The 17888-nt window shown below is 59.7% G+C and carries 19 protein-coding genes; 13 read left to right on the top strand and 6 right to left on the bottom strand.

All coding sequences use genetic code 11. From position 1 onward, the window contains the following. The first annotated feature begins 69 nt into the window (after positions 1-69). Positions 70-675, top strand: coding sequence for a hypothetical protein (locus BLV61_RS20785; RefSeq protein WP_090467195.1), 606 nt, complete (start codon positions 70-72; stop codon positions 673-675). A gap of 2 nt (positions 676-677) precedes the next feature. Here the strand turns inward: BLV61_RS20785 and BLV61_RS20780 are convergent, their stop codons facing one another. Then, positions 678-1637, bottom strand: a complete 960-nt coding sequence (locus tag BLV61_RS20780) for a MerR family transcriptional regulator (protein WP_090469937.1) — start codon at positions 1635-1637, stop codon at positions 678-680. A 212-nt stretch (positions 1638-1849) separates the two neighbouring features. Here BLV61_RS20780 and BLV61_RS20775 point away from each other — a divergent pair, with 212 nt between their 5' ends. The 7 genes from BLV61_RS20775 to BLV61_RS20745 all read left to right on the top strand — a co-directional run bounded on the left by BLV61_RS20775 (position 1850) and on the right by BLV61_RS20745 (position 6518). Next, a complete protein-coding gene (locus tag BLV61_RS20775) occupies positions 1850-2419 on the top strand; it encodes an antibiotic biosynthesis monooxygenase (protein WP_047537817.1) in 570 nt (189 codons plus the stop codon). A 173-nt stretch (positions 2420-2592) separates the two neighbouring features. After that, entirely contained in the window at positions 2593-3303 is a 711-nt protein-coding gene (gene folM / locus BLV61_RS20770) for a dihydromonapterin reductase (RefSeq protein WP_090467194.1), read from the top strand. Positions 3304-3323: 20 nt separating this feature from the next. Next, the gene (gene folE, locus BLV61_RS20765; protein ID WP_090467193.1) at positions 3324-3899 is read left to right on the top strand and encodes a GTP cyclohydrolase I FolE; all 576 of its coding nucleotides are present in this window, start codon (positions 3324-3326) and stop codon (positions 3897-3899) included. Positions 3900-3901: 2 nt separating this feature from the next. Beyond that, on the top strand, positions 3902-4282 hold the full coding sequence (folX, locus tag BLV61_RS20760; protein ID WP_047537809.1) for a dihydroneopterin triphosphate 2'-epimerase: 381 nt from the start codon (positions 3902-3904) through the stop codon (positions 4280-4282). Between the two features lie 106 nt (positions 4283-4388). After that, entirely contained in the window at positions 4389-4685 is a 297-nt protein-coding gene (locus BLV61_RS20755; RefSeq protein WP_047537806.1) for a DUF1244 domain-containing protein, read from the top strand. Beyond that, positions 4678-5016, top strand: a complete 339-nt coding sequence (locus BLV61_RS20750) for a HopJ type III effector protein (RefSeq protein WP_090467192.1) — start codon at positions 4678-4680, stop codon at positions 5014-5016. Before BLV61_RS20755 ends, BLV61_RS20750 begins: the two co-directional genes overlap by 8 nt. A gap of 251 nt (positions 5017-5267) precedes the next feature. Beyond that, entirely contained in the window at positions 5268-6518 is a 1251-nt protein-coding gene (locus BLV61_RS20745; RefSeq protein ID WP_090467190.1) for a 2-aminoadipate transaminase, read from the top strand. A gap of 175 nt (positions 6519-6693) precedes the next feature. On the opposite strand, the gene trxB is transcribed toward BLV61_RS20745, so the two are convergent. Next, complete coding sequence (gene trxB / locus BLV61_RS20735) at positions 6694-7650, bottom strand: thioredoxin-disulfide reductase (protein ID WP_047539318.1); 957 nt, start codon at positions 7648-7650, stop codon at positions 6694-6696. 315 nt (positions 7651-7965) lie between these two features. Here trxB and cysZ point away from each other — a divergent pair, with 315 nt between their 5' ends. Next, positions 7966-8718, top strand: coding sequence for a sulfate transporter CysZ (cysZ, locus tag BLV61_RS20725; protein WP_047537797.1), 753 nt, complete (start codon positions 7966-7968; stop codon positions 8716-8718). A 40-nt stretch (positions 8719-8758) separates the two neighbouring features. Beyond that, the gene (locus BLV61_RS20720; RefSeq protein WP_090467186.1) at positions 8759-9958 is read left to right on the top strand and encodes a glycosyltransferase family 4 protein; all 1200 of its coding nucleotides are present in this window, start codon (positions 8759-8761) and stop codon (positions 9956-9958) included. Positions 9959-10021: 63 nt separating this feature from the next. Here the strand turns inward: BLV61_RS20720 and BLV61_RS20715 are convergent, their stop codons facing one another. The 3 genes from BLV61_RS20715 to BLV61_RS20705 form a co-directional block, all read right to left on the bottom strand. Next, positions 10022-11125: an NADH:flavin oxidoreductase gene (locus BLV61_RS20715; RefSeq protein WP_090467184.1), complete on the bottom strand. Its 1104-nt coding sequence runs from the start codon at positions 11123-11125 to the stop codon at positions 10022-10024. Between the two features lie 221 nt (positions 11126-11346). Beyond that, positions 11347-11829, bottom strand: coding sequence for a glutathione peroxidase (locus BLV61_RS20710; RefSeq protein ID WP_090467182.1), 483 nt, complete (start codon positions 11827-11829; stop codon positions 11347-11349). A gap of 124 nt (positions 11830-11953) precedes the next feature. After that, a complete protein-coding gene (locus BLV61_RS20705) occupies positions 11954-12439 on the bottom strand; it encodes an FKBP-type peptidyl-prolyl cis-trans isomerase (RefSeq protein WP_008054392.1) in 486 nt (161 codons plus the stop codon). On the opposite strand from BLV61_RS20705, the gene BLV61_RS20700 reads away from it, so the two are divergent. From BLV61_RS20700 to BLV61_RS20690, 3 genes are read left to right on the top strand one after another with little or no spacing between them, the layout of a single operon-like run. After that, positions 12408-12734 carry a DUF3565 domain-containing protein gene (locus tag BLV61_RS20700; protein WP_081997997.1) on the top strand — a complete coding sequence of 109 codons (327 nt, stop codon included), beginning with the start codon at positions 12408-12410 and terminating at the stop codon, positions 12732-12734. The two genes, BLV61_RS20705 and BLV61_RS20700, sit on opposite strands and share 32 nt — an antisense overlap. 60 nt (positions 12735-12794) lie before the next feature. Continuing rightward, a complete protein-coding gene (gene pta, locus BLV61_RS20695; RefSeq protein ID WP_047537783.1) occupies positions 12795-14894 on the top strand; it encodes a phosphate acetyltransferase in 2100 nt (699 codons plus the stop codon). After that, positions 14895-15797 (top strand): acyltransferase, encoded by a 903-nt coding sequence (locus BLV61_RS20690; protein ID WP_090467179.1) that lies wholly within the window; start codon positions 14895-14897, stop codon positions 15795-15797. A 183-nt stretch (positions 15798-15980) separates the two neighbouring features. Here the strand turns inward: BLV61_RS20690 and cysN are convergent, their stop codons facing one another. Then, positions 15981-17879 carry a sulfate adenylyltransferase subunit CysN gene (gene cysN, locus BLV61_RS20685; protein WP_090467177.1) on the bottom strand — a complete coding sequence of 633 codons (1899 nt, stop codon included), beginning with the start codon at positions 17877-17879 and terminating at the stop codon, positions 15981-15983. Between the last annotated feature and the right edge of the window lie 9 nt (positions 17880-17888).

Below are 17888 nucleotides of genomic sequence, written 5' to 3'. Positions count from 1 at the left end.
AAATCCGCGAATCAATTGTCATTAACTACAATCACCGAACACTTTGTAACTATTTCTTTCGAGCCTGCCATGCATCGCGACGCGCTCCTCACTCAGGATGAGCTGGATTTCATCCAGACCATGCAACACAACCCGCAGCTCAATGTGCGTGATGCGACGTCGAGCCTGCTCGTAAACGGCGGTTCGCAAATCCGTGACTTACTCACGCGCCTGGCAGCGCATGAACAAGTCACCATCCAGGCCAACTTCGACAATCAACAAATGACTTTCCCTCTGCACTTGGTGGAAGACGAGTTTCATGCGCTGCATCTGCGCCTGGGTGTTCCCAGTATTTATGAAGACGGTCCATTGGTGCGGCCATGGCGATTGGTGCTCGAAGAGCCGGTAGCGCTGGAAAATGCCCAGGGCCAACCCGGCACGATGTGGGTGCATGAAGTCTCGTTCAAAGGGGTTTTGCTCGAGGTTCGCAACAAGACCAAGGCACCGAAGCATTTCGCTTTGTGGTTCAGCCCTTCAGGCTATGAGCGAATCGCGCTGCGCGGCACCTTCGAGAAGGAAACCGAGCAAGGCTTCTACGCCTATCAATTGAGCCAAAGCGACACGGATGAAACCGAACGCCTACGCCAGTACATCCTGCAGCAACATCGATTGACCCACCCTAGCCTGCATCTCTGAATTCAAGTATCCAGATTGCCCGCCAGGAACTGATTCAGACGCTGGCGCATCACCACGCCCTCGCTTCCCAGACAACCAATCGACGATCCGGCAAGGCTTTCCTGCGCCAGGTCGGACGCATCACCGGCCAGCAGCAACGGACAATCAAGGCTCATTGCCAGACGATTCAGGCGCCGTGGAAGTTCGGGGGCCGGTACGTGATTGGAAAAAAGCACCAATGCCTGGGGTTTGATCCTTTCGCACACCAGGGTCAACTCATCAAATGGCTGCCCGATGGCTAACACGCGCACGCCGGCTTGTTCGCTGCTCAGGAACAAGGCAGCAATCAATAATTCAAGTTCCCGGCATTGGCCCGACAGGGCGCTGACGATGACTCGCCCTGGTTGCTTGTCACGGATCAACAGCAACCGTTGCGTGACCCGTGATCGCAGGAAACTATCCAGGAACAACCACTCGCTGACCCGGCCGAATGAATCCTGGCGTTGCAGCAACTGCTTCCAGAGCGGGAGCAGGATGTCCTGAAACACCACCGGCTGGCTGTAGCTGGAAAAGATCTGCCCGTATATTTGCTCCAGCAGCACATCGTCAAAAGCACTGACGGCGGCCTGAAGCTGCTGATGCCATTGCGCATAGTCAGCTTGCACGAGGTCGTTGGGGATCAGGTGCGACAACGCCTGAAGCGGCGCTGCCTTGGCCAGTATCTTGCCGATCTTGCTGACCGCGACACCGCGTTCGATCCAGCCGAGGATGCTGCGGACACGCTCGATATCGGCCATCGAGTACAGGCGATGCCCACTTTCGGTGCGCGTTGGCACGATCAGACCATAGCGTCGCTCCCACGCACGCAGCGTGACCGGATTGACGCCGGTCAGGCGAGATACTTCGCGAATAGGGAAGAGCTCTTCCTGCTCAAGAGATACAGCCTGCGGTACGCCTGAAGCACCATCAGTAAGTACGGGCATCTGCGCCTCAACGTCCATGCGTGGTTCGAGCGGCATTTTAACTCGCCTGCCCCATGATCATTCAAGCCATGCGCGATCGAAAAACACCAAATATGAAAACAGGTAGAATGCGGAATAATCCTTGCTTGTCACGACACGCAGTCCACCACCCCGGCACTGCGTTCAGCGAAGTTCCTACCCGGATCGATGCAAAAGCCTTACGGAGATACACAATGTCTACCTCACCCGTCACGCTGATGGTTGCACGTCGCGTTGCCGATGGGCGTTATCAGGATCTGATCGCCTGGTTACGCGAAGGCGAACAACTGGCCACCGACTTCCCCGGTTATCTCGGCTCCGGCGTGCTCGCTCCGCCGCCCGACGATAATGAATTCCAGATTATTTTCCGCTTCGCCGATGAGCAGACTCTGCACGCCTGGGAACACTCCGCCTCGCGTACGGCGTGGCTGGCGCGCGGTAGCGACTTGTTCGCCCATCCGATGGAACATCGGGTCAGTGGCATCGAAGGCTGGTTTGGCGCCGCAGGCCAGCGCCCACCACGCTGGAAACAGGCGGTGGCGATCTGGCTGGCTTTCTTTCCGGTGTCGCTGCTGTTCAACTTTGTTCTTGGACCGTTGCTGAGTGAAATGAGCCTGCTGCCTCGAATATTTGTCAGCACGCTGTGCCTGACCCCCTTGATGGTCTACTTCTTCATTCCACTGTCGACCCGGTTGTTGGCGGGTTGGCTCAATAGCAAGCCTGTGCGCCGGTTGTCCGCCGAGCCAAGCCCTCAAAGCCGCTGATCTCCCGGTGTAGGAGCGAACCAGCTCGCGATGAACCTGAGAACGCTGCGGGGTATCAGGCTCCCAGCGTTATCGTTCACGACCATCGCGAGCTGGCTCGCTCCTACCGGGGGCATAGGTGAACGCTGCAATGCGCTGGTATAGTTTTGCTCTTACCGCGACGCGAGCCGTTCATGACCTCTTCCGCAGCCCCAATCCTCATCACCGGCGCCGGCCAGCGGGTCGGCCTTCATTGCGCGCAGCGATTGCTCGAAGACGGCCATCGCGTGATTTTCAGCTACCGCAGCGAACGCCCCGGCGTACAAGCCCTGCGCGATCTGGGGGCGACGGCGCTGTTTGCCGATTTCGCCACCGAAGGCGGAATCCTTGCCTTCATCAGCGAGCTGAAAACCCATACCGAGAGCCTGCGGGCGATCGTGCATAACGCCTCCGAATGGCTGGCCGAAACCCCGGGGACCGAAGCCGAAGCCTTCACCCGCATGTTCAGCGTGCACATGCTGGCGCCCTACCTGATCAATCTGCATTGCGCCGACTTGCTCCAACGCTCGAGCCCCGCCGACATCGTGCACATCAGCGATGACGTGACCCGCAAGGGCAGCAGCAGGCACATTGGCTACTGCGCCAGCAAAGCCGGGCTCGACAGCCTGACGCTGTCCTTCGCCGCGAAATACGCGCCAGGCATCAAGGTCAACGGGATCGCCCCGGCCCTGCTACTGTTCAACCCTGATGATGATGCGGCCTACCGCGCCAAGGCGTTGGCCAAATCCGCACTGGGCATCGAACCCGGCAGCGAAGTGATCTACCAGAGCCTGCGCTATTTGCTCGACAACCCTTATGTCACCGGCACGACCCTGACCGTCAACGGCGGAAGGCACATCAAATAAGTGTCCCGCGAGGATTTTCCATGACGTTATCCCTGCCTCAGAACGCTCTGTCTCAGAGCTACCGCGAGATCCTGATCGGTCTGGGTGAAGACCCTGACCGCGAAGGCCTGCTCGACACCCCGGTGCGCGCGGCCAAGGCCATGCGCTACCTCTGCCATGGTTACGACCAGAGTGTCGAAGAAATCGTCAACGGGGCGCTGTTCGCTTCCGACAACGATGAAATGGTCATCGTCGACAACATCGAGCTGTACTCGCTTTGCGAACATCACCTGCTGCCCTTCATTGGCAAGGCGCATGTGGCTTATATTCCCACGGGCAAGGTGCTGGGCCTGTCGAAGATCGCACGGTTGGTGGACATGTTCGCCCGACGCCTGCAGATCCAGGAAAACCTCACCCGGCAAATCGCCGAGGCGGTGCAGCAAGTAACCGGCGCGGCCGGCGTCGCGGTGGTCATCGAAGCCCGGCACATGTGCATGATGATGCGCGGCGTCGAAAAACAGAATTCGACCATGAACACCTCGGTGATGCTCGGCGCCTTTCGCGAGTCGAGCAACACCCGCCAGGAGTTCCTGCAATTGATTGGACGGAGCAAGTAGTAATGCCACAACTTCAACCAGGCATGGCACGCATCCGGGTCAAGGACCTGTGCCTGCGCACCTTCATCGGCATCAACGAAGATGAAATCCTCAATAAACAGGATGTGTTGATCAACCTGACCATCCTCTACGCGGCCCAGGAAGCAGTGCGCGACAATGACATCGATCACGCGCTGAACTACCGGACCATCACCAAGGCCATCATCGCCCACGTCGAAGGCAATCGCTTCGCCCTGCTTGAACGCCTGACCCAGGAGATTCTCGATCTGGTCATGGCCAACGAGTCGGTGCTGTATGCCGAGGTCGAAGTGGACAAGCCCCACGCCCTGCGATTCGCCGAGTCGGTGTCGATCACCCTGGCGGCGAGCCGGACTACTGCGTAGCAGCGGCTAGCTACAAGCTTCAAGCGGCAAGCTGTAAACTTCGCCGCATCGCAAATCCAACTTGCAGCTCGACGCTTGCCGCTTGCAGCTGTCTCAGAGAGACCCCATGAACGATCAACAACGCCTGGAACTCGAAGCCGCCGCCTTTCGCCGGCTGGTGGCCCACCTGGACAGCCGCAAGGATGTGCAGAACATCGACCTGATGAACCTCTCGGGTTTTTGCCGTAACTGCCTGTCCAAGTGGTACAAGGCGGCTGCCGACGAACGCCAGATCGAGGTGAGCCTCGACGAAGCCCGCGAAGTGGTTTACGGCATGCCGTACGCCGACTGGAAAGCCCAATTTCAGCAAGAAGCCAGCGCCGAACAACAAGCGGCGTTCGCCAAAGGAAAACCCAATGAGTGATTTGAACACCCTGCGCACCAGCCTCAAAAGCGGCGAACACGCCTTCGCCGATACCCTGGCCTTCATCGCCGCCGGTTACGACTACCAGCCACAGGCGTTCAACAACGGTGGCGTGGAAAACGCCGCCGGACAGAACGAAGGTTCGTGCAAGACGCTGGGCCTGGCGCTGCTGGAAGGTTTGAGCGATGAAGAAGCCTTGCTGGCGTTCGGCGAACACTACCGTTCCGTGTTGGCCACACCTGAAGGCAGCGATCACGGCAATATCCGTGCGTTGATGGCCCATGGTCTGGCCGGGGTGAAGTTTGCTCAGCAGCCTCTGACCCGCCGCTGATTTAAATTGTAGGAGCAGCCGGTCGACGCTCGACTGCTCGCGATGGACGACAGGGCACCGCGGGGTGTAAGGTTGCCAGTGTTATCGTTGACCACCATCGCGAGCGGGCTCGCTCCTACAAGCCAGCGTTCACAGCGTGCAAAGCACATCCCGACTTTTCAGATTGACCCGGTCACTTTATTTCGTTTGCCCGCTAGCACTGCTCACGGCTTAGATAAAAGGAAGTCTTCCTTCTTCCGAGCCGGTCATCCATGAGCAGCGAAAGCATCAGTCAGTCGATCAACATCGTTCACCCTGTCACGCTCAGCCACGGTAAAAACGCCGAAGTCTGGGACACCGATGGCAAACGCTACATCGACTTCGTCGGCGGCATCGGCGTACTCAATCTCGGCCATTGCCATCCGCGCATCGTCGAAGCCATTCGCGAACAAGCCACCCGCCTGACCCACTACGCGTTCAACGCTGCGCAACATGAACCCTACATCGCCTTGATGGACGGTCTCAGCGCGTTTATCCCGGTGGACTACCCCGTCAGTGGAATGCTCACCAACAGCGGCGCCGAGGCGGCGGAAAACGCCCTGAAGATCGTGCGCGGCGCCACCGGCCGCAGCGCCGTGATCGCCTTCGATGGAGGCTTCCACGGTCGTACGCTGGCCACCCTCAACCTCAACGGCAAAGTCGCGCCGTACAAACAGAAAGTCGGTGTGTTGCCAGGGCCGGTGTACCACCTGCCCTTCCCGAGCAAGGACAACGGCGTCACCTGCGCTGAGGCCCTGAAGGCGATGGAGCGACTGTTCAGCGTCGAAATCGACGTCGAAGACGTTGCGTGTTTCATTGTCGAACCCGTGCAGGGCGAAGGCGGTTTTCTGGCGATGGACGTTGAGTTTGCCCAGGTATTGCGGCGTTTCTGCGACGAGAAAGGCATTGTGCTGATCGCCGATGAAATCCAGTCCGGTTTCGGCCGAACCGGCCAACGCTTTGCGTTCTCGCGACTGGGCATCGAACCCGATCTGATCCTGCTGGGCAAAAGCATCGCGGGTGGCGTGCCGCTGGGTGCGGTGGTCGGGCGTAAATCGCTGCTCGACAACTTGCCCAAGGGCGGGCTGGGTGGCACCTACTCCGGCAATCCCATCGCCTGTGCCGCCGCGCTGGCGACGCTGGATGAAATGACCGATGCCAACCTGAAAGCCTGGGGCTCGCAACAGGAAGAAGCGATCGTCAGCCGCTATGAAGCGTGGTGTGCGAGCAAGCTGTCGCCGTATCTGGGTCGACTGACTGGCGTTGGCGCCATGCGTGGCATCGAAATGATCAAACCTGATGGCACACCGGCAGCCGCGCAACTAACGCAACTGCTGGCCCTGGCGCGGGACGCCGGGTTGCTGCTGATGCCCAGCGGCAAATCACGCCATATCATTCGGCTGCTGGCACCGTTGACCACCGAGGCCGCGGTGCTGGAGGAAGGGTTGGATATTCTCGAAGCGTGCCTGAAGAAACTGGTCTGAACACATTCCCCCCGTAGGATCGAGCCTGCTCGCGATGGACGACAGGGCACCGCGAGGTGTCAGGTTGCCAGCGTCATCGTTGACCACCCTCGCGAGCGCGCTCGCTCCTACAGGAATGAGGTTTTTTCGACGCAATAAAAAAACCGGCCGAAGCCGGTTTTTTCCGATCGCAGAATCAAGCGTTCTGCAGATTATCCAGGTAACGCTCGGCATCGAGTGCCGCCATGCAACCGGCGCCGGCCGAGGTGATGGCCTGACGGTATACGTGGTCAGCCACGTCACCGGCCGCGAAGATACCTTCGATGTTGGTCGCCGTGGCATTGCCATCACGGCCGCCCTGCACAACCAGGTAGCCATCTTTCAACGTCAGCTGACCTTCGAACAGCGAAGTGTTCGGGGTGTGGCCGATGGCGATGAACACGCCGTCGACTTTCACTTCGTCAAAGCTGCCGTCGTTGTTCTTCAGACGCGCGCCAGTCACGCCCATGTTGTCGCCCAGGACTTCGTCCAGGGTGGCGTTCAGTTTCAGGATGATCTTGCCTTCGGCCACGCGGGCGTTGAGCTTGTCGATCAGGATTTTCTCGGCGCGGAAGGTTTCGCGACGGTGAATCAAGGTCACGGTGCTGGCGATGTTGGCCAGGTACAGCGCCTCTTCCACCGCCGTGTTACCGCCGCCCACCACAGCCACTGGCTTGTTGCGGTAGAAGAAGCCGTCGCAGGTCGCGCAGGCCGAAACGCCTTTGCCCATGAACGTTTCTTCCGACGGCAGGCCCAGGTAGCGCGCGCTCGCACCGGTGGCGATGATCAGCGCATCGCAGGTGTAGGTCGCGCTGTCGCCGGTCAGGGTGTAAGGCTTGGCAGCGAAGTCCACGGCATTGATGTGATCGAAAACGATCTCGGTTTCAAAGCGCTCGGCGTGCTCTTTCATACGTTCCATCAGCGCCGGGCCGGTCAGGCCGTGGACGTCGCCCGGCCAGTTGTCGACTTCGGTGGTGGTGGTCAGTTGACCGCCAGCCTGCATGCCGGTGATCAGCAGTGGCTTGAGGTTGGCACGGGCGGCATAGACCGCGGCACTGTAACCGGCAGGGCCGGAACCGAGAATAATCACTCGCGAATGACGGACTTCAGACATGACCTGCTCCTGTTGACCGGCCCGGAACACCTGGCGCGGATCGCCGGTTTGCCGGCGGGAATAAAAAAGGACCATTGAAAGCACTTGGGGAAGGCTTGAACTCGACAGTCCTGTAAAAAGAATGGGTGCAGCGTATCGAGGGGGCGAAGATTAAGGAAATACGGTTTAACAATCCAGCTCATAGGTGGTCTCTATCCCGGAAGCGTGATTATCAGGACGCCTTTGTTACAGTTAATGTCGATGCCGCTACCGCGCTTTCACCCGTCAGGCAAAGCCGGTAAGGTCGGCGCGTTTTCCCTCTGCTCGGAGCACGTTATGCCCGCCCCTGTTCTGTCCGGCCCGCAATACCTGCGCGAAGGCCTGAAACTGGTTCTCAGCCCCAGCCTGCGTCTTTTTGTATTGCTTCCACTTGTCATCAATCTGGTGCTGTTCGTCGGATTGATCTATCTGGCTGGTCACCAGTTCAGCCTATGGGTCGACACACTGATGCCTTCCCTGCCCGACTGGCTGAGCTTCCTCAGTTATGTCCTGTGGCCACTGTTCGTCGTACTGGTGCTGTTGATGGTGTTCTTCACCTTCACCATGCTCGCCAACGTCATCGCCGCACCGTTCAATGGCTTCCTGGCGGAAAAAGTCGAAGTGGTGGTGCGCGGCACCGACGACTTCCCGACCTTCAGCTGGGGCGAGCTGATCGCCATGATCCCCCGCACCCTGGGCCGGGAAATGCGCAAGCTCGGTTACTTCCTGCCCCGGGCGATCGGCCTGTTCATTCTTTCGTTCATCCCGGTGGTGAACATCATCGCCGCGCCGTTGTGGCTGCTGTTCGGGGTCTGGATGATGGCGATCCAGTACATCGACTACCCGGCGGACAACCACAAGCTGGGCTGGAACGAGATGCTCGCCTGGCTGCGGCAGAAACGCTGGCAGAGCATGAGTTTCGGCGGCATTGTTTATCTGGCGCTGCTGATTCCGGTGGTCAACATCCTAATGATGCCGGCCGCGGTGGCCGGGGCTACCTTGTTCTGGGTGCGTGAGCGCGGTGCGGAGAACCTGGTGACCCAACGCTGATACGGTCACAAATCCATCACGCAAACGCCATAACGCCGACATGGCCTCAGCCGACACTGAGGTCATGACGACAGCTCTGCATATCACCCTGATCACCGAAACCTTCCCTCCCGAAATCAACGGCGTGGCCAATACCCTTGGTCGCTTGTGCGACGGATTGCGCGCGCGCGGGCATCAGGTGGAGTTGATTCGGCCGCGCCAAGGCTGCGATCAGCAGCTGAGCAGCGACGATGAGTTAATGCTGTGCCGGGGCTGGCCGCTGCCGGGCTATCCCGGTTTGCAATGGGGTCAGTCGTCAATGCACAAGCTGTTGCGCCGCTGGAAGCGCCATCGCCCGGATGTACTGTACATCGCCACCGAAGGCCCATTGGGGTTGTCGGCACTGCGAGCGGCGCGGCGCCTGGGGATATCGGTGGTCAGCGGCTTTCACACCAATTTCCAGCAGTACTCCCACCAATATGGGCTCGGCTTGTTGACGCGGCTGCTGACCCACTACCTGCGCTGGTTCCACAATCGTTCGACCATGACCCTGGTGCCCAGCGTCAGTCAGCGAATGGAGCTGGAACGGCGTCACTTCGAGCGCCTGGCGTTGCTTTCCCGAGGGGTCGACAGTCAATTGTTTCACCCCTCCAAACGCTTGAACGCCCTGCGCGAGCAATGGGGATTGACCGAAGAAGACATCGCGGTCATTCATGTCGGTCGCCTGGCCCAGGAAAAAAACCTGGGATTGCTCAAGCGCACCTTCCACACCCTCAAGGCCAGTTATCCACAGCGCACCCTGAAGCTGATCGTGGTCGGCGACGGTCCGCAGCGCCAGGAACTGCAAAACGAATTGCCCGAGGCGATTTTCTGCGGCACTCAGCGCGGTGAAGCGCTGGCCTGTCACTATGCGTCGGGGGATGTATTTCTGTTTCCGAGCCTGACCGAAACCTTTGGCAATGTAGTGCTTGAGGCGCTGGCCTCGGGGCTGGGGGTCGTGGCCTACGATCAGGCAGCGGCAGCCCAGCATATTCGCCATGGCTACAACGGCGTACTGGCGATGCCGGGGGATGAAGAAGCGTTCTGCGATGCGGCGGCGTGGCTACTGGAAGAGCGGGAAACCTTGCGCTGCGTTCGGCTCAACGCACGCCAGCATGCCAGTCGCCAGGGCTGGGCGTCGATTATCGAGCAGTTCGAGGGGCAGTTGCGGGGGGCTTGCGTGGGGGAACAGGTGGTGTCGAACGCGTCGATAGTCCCTTGAACACTTACTGACTTTGAGGCCCCCATCGCGGGCTTGCCCGCGATGGGACCGGTACAGACGCCTTTAACTCAACGTCATCAATGCTTCGCGACTGAACGGCAGGATGTCCTGCTCACGACCTTCGCGCACCTTCTGCGCCCAGTCCGGATCGACCAACAGCGCACGACCCACCGCGACCAGGTCGAACTCGTCGTTGTTCAAGCGCTCCAGCAGTTTTTCAAGACTGGCCGGTTGCGCGACCTTGTCGGTGTTGACCATGAACTGCAGGAACTCGCCATCCAGACCGACGCTACCGACGGTGATGGTTGGCTTGCCAGTGAGTTTGCGGGTCCAGCCCGCCAGGTTCAGTTCGGAGCCGTCGAACTCCGGCTCCCAGAAACGGCGTGTCGAGCAGTGGAAAATATCCACGCCGGCGTCGGACAACGGCTGGAGAAATTCGCCCAAGGCTTGCGGGGTTTGTACCAGACGGGCGGTGTAATCCTGCTGCTTCCACTGCGAGAAACGGAAGATGATCGGGAAACCTTCGCCGACCGCCGCCCGTACCGCCTGGATCAATTCGATGGCGAAGTGCGAACGGTTGGCCAGGCTGCCGCCGTATTCGTCGGTACGCTGGTTGCTGCCTTCCCAGAAGAACTGGTCGATGAGGTAGCCGTGGGCACCATGGATCTCCACGCCGTCCATGCCGATGCTCTGGGCATCCCTGGCGGCCTGGGCGAACGCGGCGATCACGTCCTGAATATCTTGTTTAGTCATGCCGTGAACCACGACCTGACCGTCCTTCACTTTTTCCGACGGACCGTAACCCGGCACGCTGGCGTCCGGCTCGGTGCCGATGCGACGCACGCTGCCCACATGCCACAGTTGCGGAACGATCTTGCCGCCTTCGGCGTGGACGGCGTCGACGACTTTCTTCCAGCCTGCCAGGGCGGCTTCGCCATAGAAGTGCGGGACGTTCGGGTAGCCATTGGATGCCTTGTGACCGACGGTGGTGCCTTCAGTGATGATCAGGCCAACGCCAGCGGCAGCACGACGACGGTAGTACTCGATCACTTTGGAATTGGGTACGCCACCCGGGGAAAACGAACGGGTCATCGGCGCCATGACGACGCGGGTCGGCAGTTCGAGGTTGCCAAGGTGGAACGGTTTGAACAGGGCTTGGACGGGCATGGGGACGCTCCACGAAGGATTACTTTATGACGGCGATAATATGGAGTGTCCAACGCCGTGAACAGCACTATTGATTTGGGTGATTAAGGAGAAAAAGTTATGAATAACCCTGTAGGAGCGAGCCGGGTCGCGATGGACTTGAGAACGCCGCGGGGTGTCAGGTTTCCCGCGTCATCGTTCACGACTATCGCGAGCAAGGCTCGCTCCTACAGGTGGGGAGATCAGCTCAGGGCTTTTTCAATCGCCTGAATGACGCTCGGATCGTCCGGCGACGTACGTGGCGAGAACCGCGCCAGTACACGCCCGTCTTTGCCCAGGAGGAACTTTTCGAAGTTCCAGGTGATGTCACCCGGGAATTCCGCACCCTCGCCCGCCAACAGTTTGTACAGCTGATGACGTTCATGCCCGTTGACTTCCAGTTTGCTGGACAACGGAAAAGTCACGCCATAGTTGAGGCTGCAAAACTCCTGGATTTCTTGCTCGGTGCCTGGCTCCTGTCCGGCAAACTGGTTGCACGGCAAGCCCAACACGCTGAAGCCTTTGGCCTTGTATTGCTGGTAGAGATTCTCCAGCGCCGCGTACTGTGGGGTCAGGCCACATTTGGAAGCAACGTTGACCACCAGCACCACGTGCCCCTTGAAAGGCGCCAAAGGCAGCTCCTTGCCATTCAGGGCTGTCAAATTAAGGTCGTGAAAAGCACTCATGACGAACTCCAGATTTTCGTGTTCTTCTCGAAACAGCCACTTATCGGTGTCGCCTCGGACAGCCGCAGACTAAAAAGGCGCCCTCGGGGCGCCTCTCCAGTAATCGAAAGCTTAGCGCAGAAAATCAGTGGTGATGACCACCTTCGCCATGGACGTGACCATGAGCGATTTCTTCCTGGCTGGCATCACGGATATTGATGATCTTGACCTGGAAATTCAGGCGCTGACCGGCCAACGGGTGGTTGCCGTCGACAGTCACGTCGTCGCCGTCCAGATCGCGGATGGTCACGATCTGCATCTGGCCGTCCGGAGCGGAAGCGTGGAACTGCATGCCCACTTCCAGCTCATCAACGCCTTCGAACATGCTGCGGCTCAGTGTGCTGACCAGTTCGGCAGCGTACTCGCCATAGGCATCTTCAGGTTCAACGGCTACGGTCAGCTCGTCGCCGACTGCTTTGCCTTCCAGTGCCTTTTCCAGGCCCGGAATGATGTTACCTGCGCCTTGCAGGTAGACCAGCGGCGCGCCGCCGGCTGAGCTGTCGATGACCTCACCAGCGTCGTTGGTCAGGGTATAGTCGATGGAGACAGCCTTATTGGCGGCAATCAGCATGGGGCGAGACCTTTTGCATAAGAATAATGAAAGACCCAGTTTAGCGAAGCAATCGTCCGAAAGCGAACACAACCCGGACAGACGGATTGCGACGATCACCGGCTTTCATCAAGACGAGGACGGACACTGGGTCGCCGAGCTTTCCTGCGGCCACACACAGCACCTGCGACACCAGCCGCCCTGGCAGTCCCGCGCCTGGGTCACGGACCCTGCACAGCGCCATGAAAAAATAGGCCAGCCCTTCGATTGCGGTTGGTGCGCACAAGGCTCGGTTAGCGATAACCTTGGCGACTGAATTTCGGTAGATCGTCAGATATAGATGATCACCACTGCCATGCACCTCCAGAGAATCCGCATGCAAACTTTTTTTATCGCACCCACCGATTTTGGTGTGGGTCTGACCTCCATCAGCCTCGGGCTGGTCCGTACACTTGAGCGTGCCGGCCTCAAGGTCGGCTTTTTCAAACCGATCGCCCAGCCGCATCCGGGTGACACCGGGCCTGAGCGCTCCACCGAACTGATCGCCCGCACCCACGGCCTGAAACCTCCACAGCCACTGGGCCTGGCCCATGTCGAGCGCATGCTCGGCGACGGTCAGCTGGACGAACTGCTCGAAGAAATCATCACGCTTTATCAACAGGCGGCCATCGGCAAGGACGTGCTGATCGTCGAAGGCATGGTCCCGACCCGCAGCGCCAGCTATGCCGCACGGGTCAATCTGCACCTGGCCAAAAGCCTCGACGCCGAGGTGATCCTGGTGTCGGCGCCGGAAAACGAAGTGCTGACCGAACTGTCCGGTCGCGTCGAGTTGCAGGCGCAATTGTTTGGCGGCCCGAAAGACCCGAAAGTCCTCGGCGTGATCCTCAACAAGGTGAAGACCGACGAAAGCATGGAGGCCTTCGCCGCACGCCTTAAGGAGCATTCGCCGCTGTTGCGCAGTGGTGACTTCCGCCTGCTGGGCTGCATTCCGTTTCAGCCGGAACTCAACGCCCCGCGCACCCGCGACGTCGCCGACCTGATGGGCGCACAAGTGCTCAACGCCGGCGACTACGAAACCCGGCGCATGTCCAAAATCATCATCTGCGCGCGCACCATGCGTAACACCGTAGAGCTGCTCAAACCGGGCGTGCTGGTGGTGACCCCCGGCGACCGCGACGACATCATCCTCGCCGTGAGCCTCGCCGCCATGAATGGCGTACCGCTGGCCGGCCTGCTGCTGACCAGCGACACCCTGCCCGACCCGCGCATCATGGACCTCTGCCGTGGCGCCTTGCAGGCCGGTTTGCCGGTGTTGTCAGTGAGCACCGGCTCCTATGACACCGCCAACCAGTTGAACGGCCTGAACAAGGAAATTCCGATCGACGACCGCGAACGCGCGGAAATCATCACCGATTTCGTCGCCAGCCACCTCGACGCCAACTGGCTGCACCAGCGTTGTGGCACGCCACGGGAAATGCGCCTGTCGCCAGCCGTATTCCGCTATCAGTTGATTCAACGTGCGCAGAACGCCAACAAGCGCATCGTCCTGCCCGAAGGCAGCGAGCCGCTGACCGTGCAGGCCGCAGCGATCTGTCAGGCCCGCGGCATTGCCCGTTGCGTGTTGCTGGCCAAACCGGCAGACGTTGAAGCCGTTGCGCGCGCCCAAGGCATCGAGCTGCCACCGGGGCTGGAAATCCTCGACCCGGACCTGATTCGCGAGCGCTACGTCGAACCGATGGTTGCCCTGCGCAAAAGCAAAAGCCTCAACGCGCCCATGGCCGAGCAACAACTGGAAGACACCGTGGTGATCGGCACCATGATGCTGGCGCTGGATGAGGTCGACGGCCTCGTGTCGGGCGTTATCCACTCCACCGCCAACACCATTCGCCCGGCCCTGCAACTGATCAAAACGGCGCCGGGCTGCACGTTGGTCTCGTCGGTGTTCTTCATGCTGTTTCCGGAAGAGGTGCTGGTCTATGGCGACTGCGTGATGAACCCGCACCCGAGCGCCAGCGAACTGGCCGAGATCGCCCTGCAAAGCGCTGATTCCGCGGCAGCGTTCGGCATCACGCCACGCGTGGCGATGATCAGTTACTCCAGCGGTGAATCGGCCAGCGGCGAAGAAGTCGAGAAGGTTCGCGAGGCTACGCTGCTTGCCCATGAGCAACAGAACTCGCTGTTGATCGACGGCCCGTTGCAATACGATGCCGCCGCCAACGAAACCGTGGCCCGGCAACTGGCACCGAACAGTCAGGTGGCAGGTCGCGCCACGGTGTTCGTGTTCCCCGACCTGAATACCGGCAACACCACTCACAAAGCCGTGCAGCGCAGCGCCGACTGCGTCAGCCTCGGCCCGATGCTGCAAGGCCTGCGCAAACCGGTGAATGACTTGCCGCGCGGTGCGCAAGTCGATGACATCGTCTACACCATCGCGTTGACCGCAATCCAGGCAGCCAACCGACCTATGGACGTTTAAATGCTGGTTTTTCTACCTGCCGCCGTGCGCGGTGTCATTGCTTCGTTGCTATTGGCACTCAATACAATCCTGCTGTGCTCATTCCTGTTCTGCGTGGCGCTGATCAAGGTACTGCCGTTCGCCTTCACCCAGCGCATTGCCGGATGGTTGATGAGCCATACCCACGAAGCGTGGATCAGTATCAATAAAGGCTGGATGAACCTGGTCCGTCGCACCCGTTGGCACATCAGCGGCCTGCAAGGCCTGGACTACCAGCATTCGTACCTGATCACCAGCAATCACCAGAGCTGGGTCGACATCCTGGTGCTGCAATACGTGCTCAACCGCCGCATCCAGCCACTGAAGTTCTTTCTCAAGCAAGAACTGATCTGGGTCCCGGTGATCGGCCTGGCGTGGTGGGCGCTGGGCTTCCCGTTTATGAAGCGCTACTCCAAGGCCTATCTGGAGAAGCATCCGGAAAAGAAAGGCAAAGACCTGGAAACCACCCGCAAGACCTGCGCAAAGTTCCGCAATAATCCGGTGGGGATTTTCAACTTCGTCGAAGGCACGCGCTTCACCGAAGGCAAGCATGCCCAGCAGCAATCACCCTTTGAATACCTGCTCAAACCCAAGGCCGGCGGCATTGCCTTTGTGCTGGATGCCATGGGCGAGCAGTTGGAGTCCATCGTCAACGTGACCATCCACTACCCCGCCGGGCGTCCCGGTTTTTGGGATTTGCTGTGCGGGAATATTGCGGATGTGGTGGTGCACTTTGAAGAGCTGAAAATTCCGCCCCAGTTCATCGGCAAGAACTACGACCAGGACGGCGAGTACCGCCTGCAGTTTCAGGGCTGGATCAATCAGCTGTGGCAGGACAAGGATGCGTTGCTGGGGCAGATGCATCGACAGTATCCCGCGAAGTAAAAAGGCGTCTGTTCCGACCTCATCGCTGGCAAGCCAGCTCCCACAATGATTTTCAGTGGATACAGTTGTTGTGTACGACCGAGAAACCTGTGGGAGCTGGCTTGCCAGCGAAGGCGATATTGAGAACACAAAAAAAACCGCCGATGATCACTCATCGGCGGTTTTTTTATTTGCAGCTAACGCTTAGATCGCGCCACGCTTGCGCAGCAGATCCAGCACTTGCTTGACGCTTTCTTCCAGCGACAACGATTGGGTGTCGATCACCAGATCGGCATCCAGCGGTACGTCATACGGGAAGGACTCGCCCGGGATGTTATCGCCGGCCGCCGCGTACAGGCCTTGTGGATCGCGTTCGGCACAGACCGCTGGCGAAGCCTGGACGTAAACCGTCAGCAGACGCTCTTTGCCGATCAGTTCCTTGGCCTGTTCACGACCTTCGGAGCTCGGCGCAACGAAGGCCGCCAGGGTCAGCAAACCGGCTTCGTTGAACTGACGCGCCACGTGCGCGGCACGACGCCAGTTCTCGGTACGCCCGGCGCGATCCTGTGGCAGACCCTTGTTCAGGTCGTGACGCAGGTTCTGGCCATCGAGCACATACACCGCACGGCCCATGTCGAACAGCTTGCGCTCCACGGCATAAGCCAGGGTGCTCTTGCCTGCGCCCGACAAGCCGCTGAACAACACGGTGGCCGGTTGCTGGCCGAAGCGCTGGGCGCGTTCTTCGGTGGCGACGTGGGCCAGTTTGCCGTGGTGCGTGGCGCTGCCGTGTACCAGAGGCTGGGCGACGATCATGCCGGCGCCCACGGTGCCGTTGGTCAGGCGGTCGATGATGATGAACGCGCCGGTGGTGCGGTTGCTTTCGTAACCGTCGAGGGCAATCGGCGCATCGAGCGCGATCTTGACCTTACCGATTTCGTTCAGCTGCAATGCGCTGGCCGGGCCTTCTTCGAGGGTGTTCACGTCGACCTTGTTGACGATGCTGGCAATGGAGCCCGGCACGTAACTGGTGGCGCGCTTGATGTCGTATTTCTTGCCCGGCAGCATCGGCTCTTCAGCCATCCACACCAGCATTGCTTCGAAGCTGTCGGTGACGGGCGGCACGTTGTCGGCGTGGACCAACAGGTCGCCGCGGGAGATGTCGATTTCGTCTTCCATGGTCAGCGTCACCGCTTGACCGGGACCTGCATGCTCCAGCTCGCCTTCGAAAGTGACGATCGATTTCACGCGGCTGCTCTTGCCCGACGGCAGGACCACGACTTCGTCGCCTTTCTTGACGATGCCGCTGGCCAGGGTGCCGGCGAAACCACGGAAGTTCAGGTTCGGACGGTTGACGTACTGCACCGGGAAACGCAGGTCGGTGAAGTTGCGGTCGCCCGCCACTTCCACGGTCTCGAGAATTTCCATCAGCGACTGGCCGGTGTACCACGGCGAGCGCTCGGACTTGTTCACCACGTTGTCGCCCTTGAGGGCAGACATCGGCACGAAGTGCATGCTCGTAGGCTTCATCTTCAAGCCTTCGGCGAACTTCAGGTAGTCGGCCTTGATCGACTCGAACACGCCCTGATCGAAGTCCTTGAGGTCCATCTTGTTGATGGCGACGACGATGTGCTTGATGCCCAACAGCGAGGCAATGAAGCTGTGGCGACGGGTCTGGGTCTGCACGCCGTAACGGGCGTCGACCAGGATGATCGCCAGGTCACAGGTGGATGCACCGGTGGCCATGTTGCGGGTGTACTGCTCATGGCCAGGGGTGTCGGCGATGATGAACTTGCGCTTGGCGGTGGAGAAATAGCGGTACGCGACATCGATGGTGATGCCTTGTTCACGCTCGGCCTGCAGGCCGTCGACCAGCAACGCCAGGTCGATGTCCTCGCCGGTGGTGCCGACTTTTTTCGAGTCGCGGGTAATGGCTTCCAGGTGATCTTCGTAGATCATCTTGGAGTCGTGCAGCAGACGCCCGATCAGGGTGCTCTTGCCGTCGTCGACGTTACCGCAGGTCAGGAAGCGCAGCAGCTCTTTACGTTCGTGCTGGCCCAGGTAGGCGAGGATGTCCTCGCTGATCAAATCAGATTGATGCGACATGACAGCCCC

Source organism: Pseudomonas mohnii, from assembly GCF_900105115.1.
Lineage (GTDB): Bacteria > Pseudomonadota > Gammaproteobacteria > Pseudomonadales > Pseudomonadaceae > Aquipseudomonas > Aquipseudomonas mohnii.
Note: the sequence above shows the minus strand (reverse complement) of the source record. Positions and strands in the feature narration are given on the sequence as shown.

Bases quoted from the DNA above. Each gene is read 5' to 3' on its own strand.
- folM (WP_090467194.1), top strand. From the start codon at position 2,593: ATGACCTCTTCCGCAGCCCCAATCCTCATCACCGGCGCCGGCCAGCGG.
- pta (WP_047537783.1), top strand. From the start codon at position 12,795: ATGCAAACTTTTTTTATCGCACCCACCGATTTTGGTGTGGGTCTGACC.
- BLV61_RS20720 (WP_090467186.1), top strand. From the start codon at position 8,759: ATGGCCTCAGCCGACACTGAGGTCATGACGACAGCTCTGCATATCACC.
- BLV61_RS20700 (WP_081997997.1), top strand. From the start codon at position 12,408: ATGGAGACAGCCTTATTGGCGGCAATCAGCATGGGGCGAGACCTTTTG.
- BLV61_RS20715 (WP_090467184.1), bottom strand. From the start codon at position 11,125: ATGCCCGTCCAAGCCCTGTTCAAACCGTTCCACCTTGGCAACCTCGAA.
- BLV61_RS20710 (WP_090467182.1), bottom strand. From the start codon at position 11,829: ATGAGTGCTTTTCACGACCTTAATTTGACAGCCCTGAATGGCAAGGAG.
- BLV61_RS20750 (WP_090467192.1), top strand. From the start codon at position 4,678: ATGAGTGATTTGAACACCCTGCGCACCAGCCTCAAAAGCGGCGAACAC.
- BLV61_RS20785 (WP_090467195.1), top strand. From the start codon at position 70: ATGCATCGCGACGCGCTCCTCACTCAGGATGAGCTGGATTTCATCCAG.
- folE (WP_090467193.1), top strand. From the start codon at position 3,324: ATGACGTTATCCCTGCCTCAGAACGCTCTGTCTCAGAGCTACCGCGAG.
- BLV61_RS20780 (WP_090469937.1), bottom strand. From the start codon at position 1,637: ATGCCCGTACTTACTGATGGTGCTTCAGGCGTACCGCAGGCTGTATCT.
- cysZ (WP_047537797.1), top strand. From the start codon at position 7,966: ATGCCCGCCCCTGTTCTGTCCGGCCCGCAATACCTGCGCGAAGGCCTG.
- cysN (WP_090467177.1), bottom strand. From the start codon at position 17,879: ATGTCGCATCAATCTGATTTGATCAGCGAGGACATCCTCGCCTACCTG.
- BLV61_RS20775 (WP_047537817.1), top strand. From the start codon at position 1,850: ATGTCTACCTCACCCGTCACGCTGATGGTTGCACGTCGCGTTGCCGAT.
- BLV61_RS20690 (WP_090467179.1), top strand. From the start codon at position 14,895: ATGCTGGTTTTTCTACCTGCCGCCGTGCGCGGTGTCATTGCTTCGTTG.
- BLV61_RS20755 (WP_047537806.1), top strand. From the start codon at position 4,389: ATGAACGATCAACAACGCCTGGAACTCGAAGCCGCCGCCTTTCGCCGG.
- folX (WP_047537809.1), top strand. From the start codon at position 3,902: ATGCCACAACTTCAACCAGGCATGGCACGCATCCGGGTCAAGGACCTG.
- trxB (WP_047539318.1), bottom strand. From the start codon at position 7,650: ATGTCTGAAGTCCGTCATTCGCGAGTGATTATTCTCGGTTCCGGCCCT.
- BLV61_RS20745 (WP_090467190.1), top strand. From the start codon at position 5,268: ATGAGCAGCGAAAGCATCAGTCAGTCGATCAACATCGTTCACCCTGTC.
- BLV61_RS20705 (WP_008054392.1), bottom strand. From the start codon at position 12,439: ATGCTGATTGCCGCCAATAAGGCTGTCTCCATCGACTATACCCTGACC.